A 17,907-nucleotide genomic window follows, 5' to 3' on the forward strand; every position below is an offset into this window, starting at 1 on the left:
CCAGGTTGGCTATCAGCCCGCCTCGCGGTGGACTTCGCTGCTCACCCTTTCATGCCTCTTCCAAAGTGACGATCAGGCGGGGGCAAGCTCCCTCGCCACACGCTAATGACCAGTTAAACAGGCAGATACGGCAGATTCTCCTTTGCGCCCTTGAAGAACGGCATATTTTCTCCGGGCTGCTTTGTTAGCTTATTAAGCAGACTCGACATGCTGCTTTAAAGGACCGCCTGGATGACTACCCAATCTTCAAATCGCTACAGCGTTGATCCGCAAACCGCCCATCTGTTCTACATCAATGGCGGTTGGTCGGCGCCGGTCAGCCCGGCCAGTCTGCCGGTGGTCAATCCGGCAACCGAGGAAATCGTTGCACAGGTCGCCAGCGGGTCTGCCGAGGATGTCGATCGGGCGGTCGCGGCGGCGCGTGCCGCGTTTGCCGATTGGTCTGTCACTTCCACAGCGGTGCGTGCGCGGGTGCTGGACAAGATCCATGAGCTTATCCTCGAGCGCAAAGAGGCGTTTGCCCAGGCGATCTCCCTGGAGATGGGCGCCGCCATCGGTTCTGCACGGGCGATGCAAGTGCCCCTGGCGGCCGAACACGTTCGGGTCGCCCGCGACTTGCTGGCCACGTATCGTTTCCAGGCCGTCGAGAACGGCACCGCGATCCAACGCGAACCTATCGGCGTCTGCGGCCTCATCACGCCGTGGAACTGGCCGCTTTATCAGATCACCGCAAAAGTCGCCGCGGCGCTGGCGGCCGGTTGTACGGTGGTGCTCAAGCCCAGTGAACTGTCGCCGCTCAGCGCTCTATTGTTCGCGCAGGTGGTCCATGACGCGGGCCTTCCACCGGGCGTCTTCAACCTGGTGAACGGCAGCGGCCATGTGGTCGGCGCGGCGATGGCCGCACACCCGAGTGTCGACATGATTTCCATTACCGGCTCGAACCGCGCAGGTGCGCTGGTGGCCCAGGCGGCCGCGCCGACGGCGAAGCGGGTCGGGCAGGAATTGGGCGGCAAATCCCCGAATATCCTGCTGCCCGATGCCGACTTTGCCAAAGCCGTCCCACTGGGCGTCATGGCGGCGTTTCGCAACGTCGGGCAATCGTGCAGCGCCCCCACCCGGATGATCGTACCCAAGGCCCGGCTGGCGGAGGTCGAAGCGCTGGCGGCCGCCACCGCCAACGCGATCATCGTCGGCGATCCGCAATCACCGGAAACGGTACTCGGCCCCATCGCCAATGAAGCCCAGTTCAATCGCGTGCAAGCCATGATCGAGGCCGGCCTGCATGAGGGCGCCAAACTGTTGTGCGGCGGCTTGGGGCGCGTGCCGGGTCTGGAAAAGGGTTTCTACACCCGCCCGACGGTTTTCTCCGAGGTGGATAACGCCATGCGGATCGCCCAGGAAGAAATCTTCGGGCCGGTGCTGTGCATCATTGCCTACGAAACCATCGATGAGGCAGTCGCTATCGCCAACGATACGATCTATGGCCTGGGTGCTCATGTACAGTCACAGGACCTTGATCTGGCGCGCGCGGTGGCTTCTCGTATCCGCGCGGGGCAAGTGCTCCTGAACTACCCGGCCTGGGATCCCATGGCGCCATTCGGTGGCTACAAGCGTTCGGGCAATGGTCGTGAGTACGGCGTCTTCGGCCTTGAGGAGTATCTGGAAACCAAGGCGATCATCGGCTTTGGTGGCCCAGACCTAGATCGATAGCTTGTTTCTTCCGCCATGCTTGAGGAGCGAAGGATTGATTCCGAACTGCTTGCGAAAAGCGGTGGCGAAATGGCTGGCATTGGCATAGCCGAGGTCCGAGGCGATTCGCATCACCGACTCATCGCCGTTCAACAAGCGGCTACGGGCCTGGATCATCCGCGCTTGCTGGAAGACGCCGTAGACACTGTTGAAGAACAGCTGGCGGAACCCGCGGGTGAGCTTGGGCTGGCTCATGCCCGACTCGCGCGCCAGCTCCGATAAGCTGGGGGCCTTGCCCAGGTCAGCCAGCAGGCGTTCGCGCGCACGCAACAGGCGTTGGCGGTCGATGTGGCTGACACGGCAGGTGCACTCCACGTTACGGCGTGCTTCCAGGAACAGGCTGACCAGGGTCACGCTCTGGCCATACAGCCAGAGGCCGCTTCGGGGCTGGCCCATCGGCAAGTCTGGGCTCGGGTCCATGGCCTTGCACAACAGATGCGCGGTCGCGCTCATTTCGCCACTGCGGTGGCCGTCCAGGAAACAATGATCGCAGGCCAGTGCCTTGTTCAGCAGCGGGTCGAGTTTCAACTCCCATTGTGACAGCACCTCGGGACGGATCATGACCGTGATGTTGTCGATCTCGCCATGCTGATGGTAGAGGCCATCGCGACGACGGCCATAGCTGATGCAACCCGCGCCTTCGTCAATCACATAGCGGCGCTGCCGACGACCGTCACGGAAGCTGCAGGCGGCCTTGCCCTTGAGCAAGTTGGTGAAGCTGAAATGAATGCAGTCGCTGTCATCCTGCAGGGGCAATTCGATTGGCTGCTCGAACTTGCTTTGCCAGCGCACGATGTCGAGTCCGTCCTGCAGGGCCATGCGCGTCACCCGACAATGCGCCCCGGGTCCGAGGTCGCTTCCATATTCCCCCGTAATGATTCGCGAGACCGGCATCGGCTCTCCTGCGCCTCCTTGAACGACTGACATCGTGAATCTCCTGGTTGACCGGATACGGCTCGAATCAGATCACATCGGGGTAGAGCTGTGCAATTGATAATTATTAGCATCTGGCGCGTCGCACACGCTGCGCTTATTCGTGACTGCCGACGCTAACGCGCACCGCTCAAAACCCTCAGTCAAGGTCCCATTATGTCTGCACGACGCAACACGACGACGACCCCTCGATCTTGCTATAAGTGTAATACTATAACAATAGTTTTAACTTGCACACTGGCCAGTCCAGTCCTTGCCGCCACCGGCGAAATCCTTGAATTGCCCGTTTCGACCGTGACTGCGCGCATGGAGCAGGAAGACCCCAAGAGCCTGCCCATCAGCCTTAGCGTGATCAGTGGCGAGCAACTGCGTACCCAGCGCCTCGACACGCTGGAAAGCGCCCTGCGCAACACCTCCGGGGTCAATGTCAATTCATCCGGCGGCCCCAATGACTTCAACGTGCTGATCCGTGGCGTCGGCTCGCTGTACCAGATGTCGATGGATGACAGCTCGGTGGCCTTCAACATCGACGGTGTGCCAGTCGCCTCCCGCAGCCTCGGCTTCGGCACCCTGGATATCGACCGCATCGAAGTGCTCAAGGGGCCCCAGGGCACGATGTCCGGTGCAATTGGCCAGGCGGGTGCGGTGAACATCACCACCCGCCAGCCGACCCGGGAACTGGAGGGCTATGTGCGTGGCGAAGTCGGCCAGGAGGGCCAGTTCCTCAGCGAAGGGGCCATCGGCGGGCCGATCAGCGACAGCCTCAGCGGCCGCCTGGCGGTGCGCCGTGCCGGCTATGACAGCTGGATCGACAATGACCGGAACAACGATCCCATCACCCAGCCGCGCAACGAGGCTTATCGCGCCAGCCTGCTCTGGGACCTCAACGATGAGACCCAGGTGCTGTTCAGTGCCGAACGCCAGAAAACCGAGCGCGCCACCAACTCGCTGGTGCTGCGCCCCTACGGCAGCGACCCCAGCCTGGACCTGACGCCCGGCCTGTTCGACGACAACTACAAGACCACCGAACGCTATACGGTCAAGGTCGATCATGACTTCGCCAACAGTCGCCTGACCTCTACGACCGCCACCTCCACCGCCGACTTCGAGGGTTTGATCGCCTATGACAGTAAACTGATGGGCGCCCTATATGGCACGCCCAGCGAGTACTGGGTGGTGGACACATCCTTCGAGCGCAGTTGGAGCCAAGACCTGCATTTGAGCTCGCTGCCCGATTCCGAGACATTCTGGATCGCCGGCCTTGCCGCCAGCCGCAACGAACGCAGCTACGACACCCCGCGCAACACCTATGGCACTGACAGCGCCAGGTTCCGCGATTTCACCACCACCACCTGTGCCGGCTACGGCGAAGTCACCTTCCCGCTCAGCGAGCGCCTCAAACTCACCACGGGCTATCGCCATTCCTGGGATCGCAAGACCTACGATGGCCAATACATCAATGGTGCCAGCGCCGTGGATGATTCACGCAAGCTGACCGACCATTACGGCACCGGCCGCGTGGCCCTGAGCTACGCGCTCACCCCGCAAACCAACGTCTACGTGCAACTGGCGCGAGGTTATAAATCCGGGGGATTCAATGACTATGCGTCGCAGGTCAGCGACAGCGAGCCCTACAAGGCCGCCGTCAGCAGAGCCGCCGAACTCGGCTTCAAAAGTGAAACAGAAGACCACCGTGGCAGCTTGAACGGTGCGCTGTTCTACACCCGCGTACACGATGACCACCTGCTGGGCTACAACGCGGCCACCTTCGCGACCAATGCGTTCAATGCCGATACCCGCACCCGCGGCGCCGAACTGGAAGGCACCTGGCATTTCGACCACGGCCTGACCCTGGCCGCCAGCGCCACTTACCTCGACGCCAAGATCACCAGCGCCGTCCACGGCATCCAGGCCGGCGACATCGCCGCCGGCAACCGTACCCCGGATGTGCCGCGCTGGAGCGGCAACTTCAACATCAGTTGGCAGCACCCGTTGGGCACCGTCGCCAGCCTGGGCGAAACCACCCTGAACACCAGCCTCAATTACCGCCTGGTGGGCGAACGCGCCGCCGATCCGCAGAACCATTTCAACCTGGACAACTACGAGAAACTTGACCTGCGCGCAGGCCTGGAAAGCCGCTTCGGCGAGGTTTATGCCTTCGCCGACAACCTGCTGAACCAAACCTATGACACCTACGGTTTCTACAGCGAACCGGTGGCCTACGGTGCGCCGGCACGGCGGCGCACCTTGGGGGTCGGCTATACCTATCAGTTCTAACCTGCCCTTTGACTCAAGGGGCACTCAGAACGAATAGCTGTACCCCACGCCGGCCGAGCGTCCTCGGCCCGGCATGCCGGTCAGCACCTGATCGGTGGAATACGAACCATACAAGTCATAGCGCGCATCGAGCAGGTTATCGCCCCACAGGTAGACTTCCGAACCACCACTTTCCAGGCCCAGGTGCAGGTCCAGCTTGGCGTAGCCCTTGAGGTCGTAGTGATTCTGCGGGTCGGCCGGGCGATTTTTCTGCACGCGATAGTTGAGCAACGTATTCAGGCGCGGCGCCGGCAAGCCCAGGAACGCGCCCAGCTCTTTCTGCCAGGCGACGCTGAAGTTTCCGCTCCACAGCGGCACATCCGGCACGCGACTTCCCGCCGCGACATCGCCGCCAGACACCCCCGGCGCATCGGAGGTCACCACCGCGTTGGTGTAGCTGATGGCGCTGCCCACTGTCAGCTCATCCGTGACATGCCAGGTGCTCGACAGCTCGGCGCCCTTGCTGCGGGTGTCGGCATTCACGGCGCTGACCGCCAGGGTGTTGAAGTCATACCCCAACAGGTGATCGTCCTGCACGCGGGTCAGGAACAACGCCCCCTCGAGACTCAAGGCTCCCTCGGCGCTTTCGTGCTTGAAGCCGACTTCGACAGCGTTCACCTTGGCGGCCTTGTAGGGTTCGCTGTCCTTGACCGAGGTGGCGTAATCGTTGAAACCGGCGGATTTATAGCCTCGCGACAGTACCGCGTACAGGTTCGTCTGCGGCGTCAGTGTGTAGCTCAGCGCCACGCGCCCGGTGCTGTAGTTGTCCTGCAACCGACGGTTGTCGCCAACGGTATTGCCGCCGCTGGAATAGTCGGCCCCATAGGTCTTGCGGTCCCAGGTGTGGCGCAGGCCGGTGGTGAGTTTCCAGTCTTCGGCAATCGGGTAGGTCACCTCGCCGTAGGCGGCATAACTGTTGGTGCTGAAATCGCGCCTCTGTTGTGCGCCGTTGGTGAAGTTGTCGGAATCGAAACTGCGCTCGGAGCGTGACAGGTTCACCCCGGTCACCCAGAACACATCGGCATCGGCCAGCGACCCCAAGCGCAGGTCCTGGCTCCACACGCGTTCTTTGGCAGAATCCTCGATCAGGTATTCGAACGGTGAACCGTACAGCGCCTCGGTGATGTTGCGGTCGTAACCTTTGACCGCATTGAGATCGGTGCTGGTGTAGGCGCTGATCGAGGTGATCCGCGACTGCGCCAGGTCATGATTGAGTTCGAAGGAATAACGCTCGTTGGTCTTCTGGTTGCCATCGAACGTACCGGGCGTGTAGTCCAGGCTGGGGCGGTTGCCAAAGGGGCGCAGCATCTCCAGGCCGGCGTAATGATCGGCGCGCTGGCGCTCGGCGGTGAGCAGGCCGGTCGTGCCTTGGTCGTTGTCCCACAGCAGGCTGCCGCGCAGGGCCAGGTCCCGTGGCTGGGTCAACGGGTCGCCATCCCGCTGGTCGTCGACCCAGTTGTCGAAGCCACTGCGGCGCACGGCAATGCGCCCCGCCAGGGATTCGGTCAATGGTCCGCCCACGGCGCCTTCGGTCATGAACTGGCCCTGGCTGCCGACTTCGCCGCGCACATAACCTTCCCGTTCGCGGGTCGGCTTGCGCGTGGTGACGTTGATCGCGCCCGCCTCGCTGTTACGTCCCAACAACGTGCCCTGAGGGCCCTTGAGCACTTCCACCTGCTCCACGTCGAGGGTGGCCATCGCCGCGTTGCGCACCGACATCGGCACCCCGTCCACATTCAGCACCACCGAGCCGTCGTCCATGCTCATCTGGTTCAACGAACCGACACCGCGGATGCGCACATTGGCGTCGTTGGCGCCGCCCCAGGAATTCACATCCACCCCCGGTGTGGTCCGCAAGGCGTCTTCCAGGGTGCGCAAGCGCCGGGTTTCGAGGGTTTGCCCGTCGATCACGGTGAGCCCGAAGGGAATGTCCTTGGCACTTTCTTCGTTCAACCGAGCGCTGACCATCAACGGAGCCAGCTCGATCACCTCCGTGCTGGCGACAGGTTGATAATCAGCGGCATAGGCCGCGCACATCTGGCTGGACAAGGCCAGTGCCAGGGTTTGGGTCAAGACATTCTCCCGCCAGCCGAGGGGACGGCGCAGCGGTTTGATCGACAGCGGTGCTGACATGGAACAACTCCAGGCAAAAGGGATGGTTCGAATTCATTGCGCAGGCCCCCAGCGCTTGAGCGCTGCGGTGATCGCCTGGTCAGAGGGCGCGCCCAACAGGTGCTGGATCGCGGCGGGCCATCCCTGGCCATTTCGGATGCTTGCGGTCATTGCCGCCAGTTGTTCGGCGCTTTGTCCGGCCACCCAGTCCAGGCTGGCCAGCGGTGCATACGTCGCGACCCAGCCCTGTTCCCGGGCAGTGGCCAAGGTGCCGACGGGCTCGCCGTCATTGCTCAAGGCGCGGGTCAGATCATCGGCCATCAACTTCACCAAGGCCGAGCGGGCCTCAACGCCGTCGACGTCACCAACACACAGCAAGCCGATCGCGCCCGCCACACCCTGGCTCAGCCAGAGGTAACCCGGGGCCTGGCGCAGGTCGCTGGCATCGCTCAGCATTCGCCGCGCGAGCAGTTCGGCGATATGGGCACGGCGCGTCCAGCGCCCGACACCTGCCTGCGCCACATCCCAATCCGGCGTCTGGCTGAGCACCAGATGGGCCTGGCTCAGATGACTGGCCCCCATGCCGGTCGGCCACTGGCTCAGGGCCTCGACGGTTGGGCGACTGCCCAGGCGCCGACCCACACAGGCGGACATGACCTCCAAGTCTTCGCGCACCTCACGGGCGGCTTGCTGCCGGCCGGCATCGGCGAGCATTTGCACACCGTCGAGATCTTGTGTCGCGGCCGTGTGATAGGCGAAATCCAGCGGTCCTGCGCTTTGGCCATTGAACGCCTGGCCATCCACCTCGATCAGCCATTGCCACGCGCCCGCCGGTGCCACCGCGTCCACGGCGACGGCCGCCCCCGCCGGCAAACTCGGCACCTGCGGCGGCAAGCCGGCTTCGGCACGGTGGACCGGCGCGCGCAGCAAGCGTTCGCTGTCGAGGCCCAGGCGTGGCATCAAGCGGCGCGCTTGCAGCCACACCCCTCGCGGCCCCAGCCAGAATGCGTCACCTTCGGACGGCCAGCCGGCAGCGTCCAACGTCCAGTTCAGTTGCACGCTGCAGCCGCTCGCCGCGCACTCCGCCAAAGGCACACGCAAATGCCCGGCAGCCTGTTCGAAAAGGACCGGTCGGCCCATGACGCTTACCGCCGTGACGTGCAACCCCGACGGCAATTCTGCGTCCAGGTGCTCCTTGGCGGCGATGACGGTTCCCAGCGTCCACTCGCCGTCAACACGTCGCGCAACACTGTCGATGCGCAAGTGCAAGCGCCCGTCCGCCACCTGCCAGGCGCCCGCCCCGGCCAGCCATCGCTGTTCCCATTCGGCGTGCTCGGCCCGTTCCTCGGCCACCGACCGGTAGTCGCCCTGCTCCACCAGATGCCGATGCAACAGCGCGCCGCTGCCCAGCAAACCCACGGCCCCCAACACCAGCAACACACCGGGCAAGCCCAGCAGGCTGCGGCGCACATCCCTCAGACGGCGTCGCTCCGGCCCACGGGGCAAGGCCAACGCCGCCACCGCGACCATCACCAGGCAGTTGGCCAGTTTCCAGCTGGTCAACGTGGCGAGATAAGGCAGCCAGGGCGCCCAGCCCGTCAGTTGCGACAAGGCCACGTGGGCTGGTATCGCCATGGCATAGGCGGGATAGCTGACCAGCCCCAGTTCATGGTTGAGCACCAGGAAAAACGTCAACAGCATGGACGTCGCATACGCCAAGCCGGATCGACGGATCAAGGCATGCACCAGCACCGTGAGCATCGCCAGTTCCAACAACGGCGGCGCGAACACCAGTGTCTGATAGATCAGCACAAAGCCCGGTGCCCAGTTGTCGGGGGCGACCAGCGCGCTGATCACCAGGCTGGCAACCCCCGGCACTAGCGCCAAGGCCAGCGTCGCCACCAGCACGCAGGCCACCCGTCCCAACAAACGCAGCCACGCCGGCGCCGGGGTGGCCTGTAGCATTGCGCCCAGGCCTTCCACGTCATCGCGCCGGCAGACCAGCCCCACCAGCGCCGCGACAATGAAGGCGATCACCAGGAACGACGCGCTCGATAACAACGGCAAGATCAGGTCCGGTCGCGGCACCATCGGCCCGCGCGCATGCCACACGATATGAACAAACCCGCTGAGTATGCCCATGGCCAGCAACAAGCCGAGGGCAACCCAGCCGATGCGCCGGGCAAACAACTGCCGCACCTGCCAGCGAACCTCGCACCACAACGCCCGCGGCCAGCGGCTGGCGGGTAACGGGCCAGGCAAGCGCACGTGGCTCGCCAACAGCATTGGCGGCTCGGCCAACACGGCGCCACTACGGCGGCCCATCAAGCTCTGGCGGCTGGTGCGGGCCAGGACGACGGCCAGCAGCAGCAACGGCAACCCACACCACAGCGCGCGGTTAAGCCAGAACCCCGGGGTCAACGCCAACAGCGATTGGGATTTCTGCGCGGCGTTCCAGGTTTCCACTTGGGCCTGGGCAAAGGTGAACAGTGACGGATCGAGGCTGGCCGCCAACAGCGGGTTGATGTGCCCGCCCTTGAGCACCACCACGGCGAACATCCACAACAGCATCAACACCGTCGCCAAGGCAAACGGTGCGGCCAGGCCTCGGCTGCGCAAGGCCAGCAAGTAATACAACGCGCCAATCCCGGTGCTCACCGGCAACAGCAAGGCGACCCAGGCAAACCCCAGCGCCGACCACATGGGTGCGCCGATGCTCGCCGCCGGCACCCAGCCGAGCCAGCCCAGCACCGGGCTGACGAGAAAGCCGACGATCAATGAACTGGCGAGCAAGCCACCCACCAACGCCGCGCCGATAAAACGTCCCCACAACAACGCTGGCAGCGACAACGGCAAGGCCAACAGCACTTCTTCCAATTGCGCCTTGCGGTCCCTCAGGGCCGGCTGGGCGAACACCCAGGCCCAGGCAAAAAACAGGAAGAACATACAGCCGCACGACATCAGGTAAATCAGGCTCGGCGCATTGCGGGCGATATCGCTAGCGCCCATCTTCTGCACATAGTCGGCATTGGTCAGGGCCATCAGCAGGTAGCCGGTCAGGCCAAGGAACACCAGCAACGGAATGCCGCTGCGCAACCCGGCGCGCACTTCCACCCAGGCCTCGCGCATCAGCAGAGCAAAGGTATTCATGCGTCGAGCGCCTCACCCGCCTGGGCCAGGGCCAGGTAATAGATGTCTTCCAAGCGTGGTGCATGGGGCACGAAACGTGGATCGGCAGGACGCTCGCCATGGACGATGACGCGGCTGCCCTGGGGGCTGGCGGCCACATGCAAGGCCGCGGGCAGCGACTCGCCACGGTCGAAGGACGCTTCCCACAACCGGCCCTGCTCGGCCGCCAGCAACTGCGCCGGGCGCCCTTCGACAATGATCTGCCCAGCGGCCAGCACGGCCAGCCGACTGCAGAGGTTTTCGACATCTTCGACGATGTGGGTCGAAAGCAACACGATGGACTCGGCGGCGACATCGGCCAACACCCGATGGAAACGGTTGCGCTCCGCCGGGTCGAGGCCCGCCGTGGGCTCATCGACGATCAGCAAGCGTGGCGAACCCACCAACGCCATGGCGATGCCGAACCGGCGCAGCATGCCGCCCGAATAGGTGGCGAGCGCTCGATGGGCGGCCTGCTGGAGGTTGACCTTGTCCAGCAGGCCCTCGATTTCCTCGCGGCGCTGGCGATTGTCGGTACGCCCTTTGAGCCAGGCAAAACGATCGAGCAAGTCCCGTGCGCTCACGCCCGGATACGCACCCAATTGCTGCGGCAGATAACCCAGGCGGCGGCGCAAATGATCGGAATCGGCCAACACATCCGTCCCGTCCAGGTGAATGCTGCCGGCGTCGGGTTGCTGCAGTGTCGCCAGGGTCCGCATCAAGCTGCTTTTGCCCGCTCCATTGGGCCCCAGCAAGCCATACATCCCGGGGCCGACACTCAGGTCCACGCCGCGCAGCGCCTCGACGCCGTTGGGGTAGCGCTTGCGCAGGCCGCGCACTTGTAAACCCGAATCGACAGACATCCGTAACTCCAATCAGAGGAACACAGGCCCGGCAAGGGGCGGCGAGCGACGGTAGTCAAGGCCATGGGGCGGGCTCTACCCGATTCAAGTCATTTTCCAACCGCATCCTGCGGGCGATTGGCGCTGTGCGTAGCCACCACGGCACTGCAACCGGTGAGCGAGACGCGGATGCGGGGCAAAAACGATTCGATCCGGGTAGTTGGCAAAATGAGAATGACTAGCATCTTCCCCCAAGCAACTGCCTGCCCCCAGCGCCTGGGCCAACCCCGGTCCGGGCCCTAGCAATGAGAAGACGTTGAGCCATGGCCACTCCCAGCACCTCAACCGCAACACTGCTGCGCCAATCCCTGTCCCAGGCCCTCGACCTGCCCGCCGACCAGATTCCCCTGGAGGCGAACCTGATCGAATGGGGGCTGGATTCCGTCACCCTGATTCGCCTCGCCGGCCAGTGGCGCCGCCATGGCCTGGCCGCGCGTTTTGCCGACCTGATCGCCGACCCGCGCCTGTCAGCCTGGCTGGCCATGCTTGAGATGGCCCCCCAAGCCCCGGCGGCGGTCACTGCGCCGGCGGACGACGGCCAGCCTTTCGAACTGGCGCCGATGCAACACGCCTATTGGATCGGACGCGCCCCCGGCCAGCAGCTGGGCGGTGTCGCCGCGCACTTCTATAACGAATTCGATGGCCGCGACGTCGACCCGATCCGCTTGGAAGCCGCCGTACGGGCGTTGCTGGCGCGCCACCCGATGTTGCGCGCGCAGTTTCTCGACGACGGTCGCCAGCGGATCCTCGCCCGCAGCCCCTGGCCGGGATTGAAGGTGCATGACCTGCGCCAGGCCAGCGCCGAGCAACAGCAACAACGGCTGTCGGCGTTGCGCACTGAGTTATCCCACCGCCAACTGGCCGTTGAACAAGGGCAGGTGCTGGACATCCAGTTGTCGTTGCTGCCCGACGGGACGCGCCTGCACTTGAACCTCGACATGCTCGCCGCCGATGCCCTGAGCCTGCGCACCCTGCTCGGCGACCTGGTGCAGTTGTATCGCCAACAGCCCCTGGCCGCGCTGGACTACAGCTTTGCCCGTTACCTGGCCGACCTGCGCCGTGAACACGCCAGCCCCGAGCAACGTGCGCTTCATCAACAGGCCCGTGACTATTGGTTGCAGCGCCTGGACCGGTTGCCCGGCGCCCCGCGCTTGCCCATCAAGCCCCAGGGCGACGATCGCCAGGTGCGACGCCGTCACCACTGGCTACCGCCGTCCCAGCGCCAGGGCTTCGAGCGCCACGCCCGGGAGCACGGCCTGACGCCGGCGATGGCCTTGGCGGCGGTGTTCTGCGAAGCCCTTGGCGCCTGGTGCGAGACGCCCGAGCTGCTGCTCAATTTGCCGCTGTTCAACCGCACGCCACTGCATGCCGATGTGGAGCGCCTGGTTGGCGATTTCACCTCATCGATCCTGCTGGCATGGGACGGTCACGTCAGCGGCACGTTCGCCGCCCGTGCCACGGCCCTGCAACGGCGCTTCCACAGCGATGCCGCACACAGCGCGTTTTCCGGCCTGGAGGTGTTGCGCGAACTGTCCCGGCAACGGGGTGAGCAAGTGTTGGCGCCGGTGGTGTACACCAGCGCCCTGGGGTTGGGGGAACTGTTCGCCGAGGGCGTGCAAGCGTGTTTCGGCCAACCGGCCTGGATCATTTCCCAAGGCCCGCAAGTGTGGCTCGACGCCCAGGTCACCGAGCTGGATGGCGGTGTCCTGGTCAATCTCGACGCCCGTGAAGGGTTGTTCGCCGACGGTGTACTGGATGGGTTGTTCGAGGCGTATACCGGGCTGTTGCAGCGCCTGTGTTTTGAAGCTTCGGCCTGGGACCTGTCGCCTCCGGCGCTGATCCCTGCCAGCCAGCTTGACGTCCGCAATGGCGTCCAGGGCCAGGCCGCGCCGCTGCCGGTACAACGCTTGCACGAAGCCTTTTTTGCCCAGGCGCGCTTGACACCCACCCTGCCCGCGTTGCTGCACGGCGATCATCCCGTCATCACCTATGGCGAACTCGCCGAACGTGCTCTACACGTGGCGGCCTACCTGGAAGGCCAAGGCGTGCGACGCGGTGACGTGGTGGCGTTGCAACTGCCCAAGGGATCCGAGCAGGTGATCGCGGTGCTGGGCATCCTGGCGTGCAGCGCCACGTACCTGCCCATCAGCGTCGATCAACCGGCGGCGCGGTGCCGGAAAATCTGTGATTCGTCGGGCGCGCGCTTATTGCTCACGCAACTGCCCGCCGCCAGCACGGCGCTGGACGCCCCCCGGCCCGGAGCGATCAGCGACCTGGCGTACATCCTCTATACCTCCGGTTCCACAGGTGAACCCAAAGGCGTGGAAATCAGCCATCAGGCCGCTGCCAACACGCTGGAAGACCTGCAACGGCGCTTGCAACTGAACAGCGACGATCGAATCCTCGCGCTGTCGGCCCTGGAGTTCGACTTATCGGTATTCGACCTGTTTGCCGCGCTGTCGACTGGGGCGGCGGTGATCGGTATCGAGCCCGAGGCCCAGCGTGATGCCAGACGCTGGCGTGAACTGGCCCTGCGGCATCGCGCCAGCGTGCTCAACTGCGTGCCAGCGTTGCTCGACATGCTGCTCGGTTGCGCCCCCGCCGGTGCCAGCCTCCCCCTGCGCGCGGTATTGCTTGGCGGCGACAAAGTCGCTCCGGACCTGGCGCCACGGTTGTGGACCCAAGCCCCCGGCTGCCGTTTCATGGCCTTGGGCGGCGCCACCGAAACCGCCATTCACTCGACCCTGTTCGAAGTGCTGCCCGGCCAACCCTTACTCTGGCACTGCCTGCCCTATGGCACCCCGCTGGACAATGTCCGCTTGCGCATTGTCGACCCACACGGCCACGACTGCCCCGACTGGGTGGCCGGCGAACTGTGGATCGGTGGCGCTGGTGTTGCCGAGGGTTATCGCGGCGACCCGGTGCGCACAGCTGAACGTTTCGTCGACTATCAAGGCTTGCGTTGGTACCGCACCGGCGACAGTGCGCGTTATCACCCCGATGGTAACGTCGAATTCCTCGGGCGCACCGATTTCCAACTCAAACTGCACGGCTACCGCATCGAAGCCGGGGAAGTCGAAACCGCCTTGCTGGCCTGGCCCGGCGTCGAGCAGGCGGTGGCGCTGCTGGCCGGCCAGCAGTTGGCAGCAGTGGTGCGCCTGACAGACGGCCCCGTGATGCCCACACGCCTGGCCCCACAGGGACTGGCCGAACATCTGGCCGAGCGCCTGCCGGGCTACATGATCCCCAGCACTGTCCTGGGCTGCGCGCAGTTGCCCTTGACCGGCAATGGCAAGGTGGATCGCAAAGTACTGAACGACTGGCTGGCGGCCAACAGCACCCCGGTGCAGGCCAACCTGTCCGCTCCCTGCGGCGACATCGAAACCCTGGTGGCCCATGCCTGGCAGCAATTGCTGGGCTGTGCTGAGGTCTGCCGTGAACACAACTTCTTCGCCCTGGGCGGCGACTCCCTGAGCGCCACCCGCCTGGTGCGTTTGCTTGTAGAGCAAGGGCTGGGAGGCGCACGGATCGCCCAGGTATTCGCCAAACCGGTGCTGGCGCATTTTTGTGCCGATTTGCATCGACAGGCCCAGGCCGAACCGCGGCGCACGATTGAGCCCGACCTGCCGCAACGCCATGCGCCCTTCCCCATGACGGAGGTGCAACAGGCCTATTGGCTGGGCCGCGACCCGAGCCTGGTACTGGGCGGCGTGAGTTGTCATTTCTATCGTGAATACGACGTCGAGGACCTCGACCTGCCGCGCCTGCAGACCGCGCTGGATCGCTTGATCGAGCGCCACGAAATGCTGCGCGCCGTGTTCGATCAATGCGGCCAGGCGCGCATCCTGCCCCTGCAACAGCTGCCGTCCTTTGAAATCGGCCAGGGCTACGCCAACCTCGACGACTTGCGCGAACACTGTGCCCATCGCGTGTTCAATCCGGGCCAGTGGCCGCTGTTCGATGTGCAGGCCGTGACTCATGGCCGCTGCACGCGGCTGGCCATCAGCCTGGACAACCTGATCCTCGACGCCCTGAGCATCCTGCGCTTCTACGCAGAACTCGATGCCATTTACCGTGACCCTGGGTTGACGCTGGTGCCGCTGGAACTGTCGTTCCGCGACTATCAACTGCAATCCGCCGTGGACGCGGACGAGCTGCAAGCCGCGCAACACTTCTGGCAAGAACGCCTGCCCGAGTTGCCGCCGCACCCACAACTGCCGCTGGCGGTCGACCCCGCCAGCCTGGGTCAACCGCGCTTCGAACGCCTGCAAGGGCAAATCGACGCCCAAGCCTGGCGGGCGATCCTGGCCAAGGCCCAACAACAGGGCCTCACCGCCTCGGCCGTGCTGCTCTGCGCGTTTGCCGAAACCCTCGGTCGCTGGAGTGCACGTCCCGACCTCAGCCTCAACCTCACGCTGTTCGATCGTCGGGCGCTGCATCCCCAGATCGATCAGGTCATGGGCGATTTCACCTCCCTCACGCTGCTCGGTTATGTTCCGCTGCCCGGCGAACGCTGGGTCGACCGCGCAAGGCGTACCCAGCGCACCCTGGGCGAGGCACTGGAGCATCGTTGCCTCGGCTCGGTCAGCCTGTTGCGCCAGCTGGCCCGGGGCAATGGCGAGCAACAGGTGAGCATGCCCGTGGTGTTCACCAGTGCGCTCGGGGTCCCGGATGGCACGGCTGCGCCGGCGGACGGGCCGTTTGCCCGGCAAGTCTTTGGCCTGACCCAGACCCCGCAGGTCTGGCTCGACCATCAAGTGGTGGAGGCCGACGGCGGCATCGCCTTGAACTGGGACTACGTGGTCGGCCTGTTTCCCGAAGGCCTGGTCGAAGGGATGTTCAATGCCTACTTGTACAGCTTGAACTGGCTGGCCGAGCACACCTGGGACAACCCACCGCCCGACCTGCTGCCCCAAGCCCAGGCGCAGTTGCGTGCCCAGCTCAATGCCCCGGGGCCGAGCGTGCCGGGTGACCCGACCTTGCACCAAGGCTTCTTCGAACAGGCACGCCAAGCGCCCCAACGCCCGGCGTTGTTGTGGGGTGAGCACGGCATGCTCAGCTATGGCGAGCTGGCCGAACAGGCACTGCGCATTGCCCGCAGCCTGGTGGACGCCGGCGTGGTGCCGGGCGACCTGGTGGCGGTGTCCCTGGCCAAGGGGCCACGACAGATCGCCAGCGTGCTGGGCATCCTGGCCGCGGGTGCCGCGTACCTGCCGGTCGGAGTCGACCAACCGCTGCAGCGTTGCCAGCGCATCCTGCAACAAGCCGGCGTCACCCTGATCCTGGCCGGGCATGACCCGCAATTGCCCAGCGTCAAACACCTCGACCCGCTCCACGCGCTGGACGCTGAACCGCTCTCGGCGCCGCTCGCCGTCTCGGCCGCGGAGCTGGCCTACGTGATCTACACGTCCGGCTCCACGGGCCAGCCCAAGGGTGTGGAAATCACCCACCGCGCCGCGATGAACACCGTGGCCGAGATCAATCGCTGCTATGGCATCGACGCCAGCGACCGCACGCTGGCCTTGTCAGCGCTGGATTTCGACCTGTCGGTGTACGACCTGTTCGGCCTGCTGTCGGTGGGCGGTGCGCTGGTCTTGATCGAGGAGGACCAGCGCCGCGATGCCCGGGCCTGGCTCAACGCGTTGCAACACCATCGCGTGACTCTGTGGAACAGCGTGCCGGCCTTGCTGGACATGCTGCTGGAAGCCAATGCCCATGACCGCCAGCCACTGGGCCTGAACGTGGCGTTGCTGTCGGGCGACTGGATTGGCCTCGACCTGCCCCAGCGCCTGCGGCAACAGGCCCCTGACTGTCGTTTTATCGCCCTGGGCGGCGCCACCGAAGCGGCGATCTGGTCGAACCATTACCCGGTGGAGCAAGCGCTGCCGGGTTGGCGCTCGATCCCCTACGGTGTGCCACTGGCCAACCAGGCTTACCGAGTGGTCGACGCCCTGGGCCGCGACTGTCCGGATTGGGTCACCGGTGAGCTGTGGATTGGTGGCGCCGGCGTCGCCCGCGGCTATCGCCACGCGCCACAGTTGAATGCCGAGCGCTTTGTCGACGGCTGGTACCGCACCGGCGACCTGGGTCGCTACCACCCCGATGGCCTGCTGGAGTTTCACGGGCGCGCCGACAGCCAGGTGAAGATTGGTGGCCATCGCATCGAACTGGGCGAAATCGAGGCAGCCCTCGCTCGCCACCCCTGCGTCACCAGGGCCGTGGCGCTGGTCACCGACAACCGGCTGATGGCCGCCGTGACGGCCAGCACCGACGCACAGGTCTTGGCACGACACCTGGAGCAGTGCTTGCCGGGGTACATGCGCCCGGAACACGTCCTGGTGCTGGAACACTTGCCCCTGAGCAGCAACGGCAAGATCGATCGCCGGGCACTGCAGGCGCGATTGGCCGACGCCGCCCAGTCGCGACCGGTGGCGGACGAGCAACCGCTGCGCCCGGAAGAACAACTGATCGCCGAGCTCTGGCAGCAATTGCTCAACGTGCCGAGCGTGTCGCGTCACGACAACTTTTTCCGCCTCGGGGGCGACAGCCTCCTGGCCACGCGTTTTCTCGAAATGCTGCGTAACCGTGTGGGCCTTGAACTGCCCATGGGCCAGTTGTTCGGCGCCGCCACCTTGACGGAGGTGGCGCAGATCCTTGAGCGCCAGCCTGCCTCGGACACCGTTGAAGAGGGCGTCATCTGATGCCCGCACAACCCCTCTTTTCTCCA

General features: G+C 64.8%; 7 protein-coding genes. 3 read left to right on the forward strand and 4 right to left on the reverse strand.

Features of this window, described 5'->3' with window-relative positions; genetic code table 11:
- Window positions 1-231: 231 nt before the first annotated feature.
- Entirely contained in the window at window positions 232-1,710 is a 1,479-nt protein-coding gene (locus ACIPQ1_RS06845; protein ID WP_411384671.1) for an aldehyde dehydrogenase family protein, read from the forward strand.
- Here ACIPQ1_RS06845 and ACIPQ1_RS06850 read toward each other — a convergent pair.
- Window positions 1,699-2,676: a helix-turn-helix transcriptional regulator gene (locus ACIPQ1_RS06850; protein ID WP_250963814.1), complete on the reverse strand. Its 978-nt coding sequence runs from the start codon at window positions 2,674-2,676 to the stop codon at window positions 1,699-1,701. The genes ACIPQ1_RS06845 and ACIPQ1_RS06850 overlap by 12 nt on opposite strands.
- A 285-nt stretch (window positions 2,677-2,961) precedes the next feature.
- Here ACIPQ1_RS06850 and ACIPQ1_RS06855 point away from each other — a divergent pair, with 285 nt between their 5' ends.
- Complete coding sequence (locus tag ACIPQ1_RS06855; RefSeq protein ID WP_446533812.1) at window positions 2,962-4,959, forward strand: TonB-dependent receptor; 1,998 nt, start codon at window positions 2,962-2,964, stop codon at window positions 4,957-4,959.
- Between the two features lie 24 nt (window positions 4,960-4,983).
- Here the strand turns inward: ACIPQ1_RS06855 and ACIPQ1_RS06860 are convergent, their stop codons facing one another.
- From ACIPQ1_RS06860 to ACIPQ1_RS06870, 3 genes are read right to left on the reverse strand one after another with little or no spacing between them, the layout of a single operon-like run.
- Window positions 4,984-7,131, reverse strand: a complete 2,148-nt coding sequence (locus ACIPQ1_RS06860; protein ID WP_446533813.1) for a TonB-dependent receptor — start codon at window positions 7,129-7,131, stop codon at window positions 4,984-4,986.
- Window positions 7,132-7,164: 33 nt separating this feature from the next.
- Window positions 7,165-10,260, reverse strand: a complete 3,096-nt coding sequence (locus tag ACIPQ1_RS06865) for a hypothetical protein (protein WP_446533814.1) — start codon at window positions 10,258-10,260, stop codon at window positions 7,165-7,167.
- Window positions 10,257-11,141, reverse strand: a complete 885-nt coding sequence (locus ACIPQ1_RS06870) for an ABC transporter ATP-binding protein (RefSeq protein WP_446533815.1) — start codon at window positions 11,139-11,141, stop codon at window positions 10,257-10,259. The genes ACIPQ1_RS06865 and ACIPQ1_RS06870 overlap by 4 nt, the downstream gene beginning before the upstream one ends.
- 302 nt (window positions 11,142-11,443) lie before the next feature.
- Here ACIPQ1_RS06870 and ACIPQ1_RS06875 point away from each other — a divergent pair, with 302 nt between their 5' ends.
- Window positions 11,444-17,881, forward strand: coding sequence for an amino acid adenylation domain-containing protein (locus ACIPQ1_RS06875; RefSeq protein WP_446533816.1), 6,438 nt, complete (start codon window positions 11,444-11,446; stop codon window positions 17,879-17,881).
- Window positions 17,882-17,907 lie beyond the last annotated feature (26 nt).

The sequence above is a fragment of the Pseudomonas sp. LARHCG127 genome (assembly GCF_052871455.1).

Bases quoted from the DNA above. Each gene is read 5' to 3' on its own strand.
- ACIPQ1_RS06865 (WP_446533814.1), bottom strand. From the start codon at position 10,260: ATGAATACCTTTGCTCTGCTGATGCGCGAGGCCTGGGTGGAAGTGCGC.
- ACIPQ1_RS06860 (WP_446533813.1), bottom strand. From the start codon at position 7,131: ATGTCAGCACCGCTGTCGATCAAACCGCTGCGCCGTCCCCTCGGCTGG.
- ACIPQ1_RS06875 (WP_446533816.1), top strand. From the start codon at position 11,444: ATGGCCACTCCCAGCACCTCAACCGCAACACTGCTGCGCCAATCCCTG.
- ACIPQ1_RS06870 (WP_446533815.1), bottom strand. From the start codon at position 11,141: ATGTCTGTCGATTCGGGTTTACAAGTGCGCGGCCTGCGCAAGCGCTAC.
- ACIPQ1_RS06850 (WP_250963814.1), bottom strand. From the start codon at position 2,676: ATGTCAGTCGTTCAAGGAGGCGCAGGAGAGCCGATGCCGGTCTCGCGA.
- ACIPQ1_RS06845 (WP_411384671.1), top strand. From the start codon at position 232: ATGACTACCCAATCTTCAAATCGCTACAGCGTTGATCCGCAAACCGCC.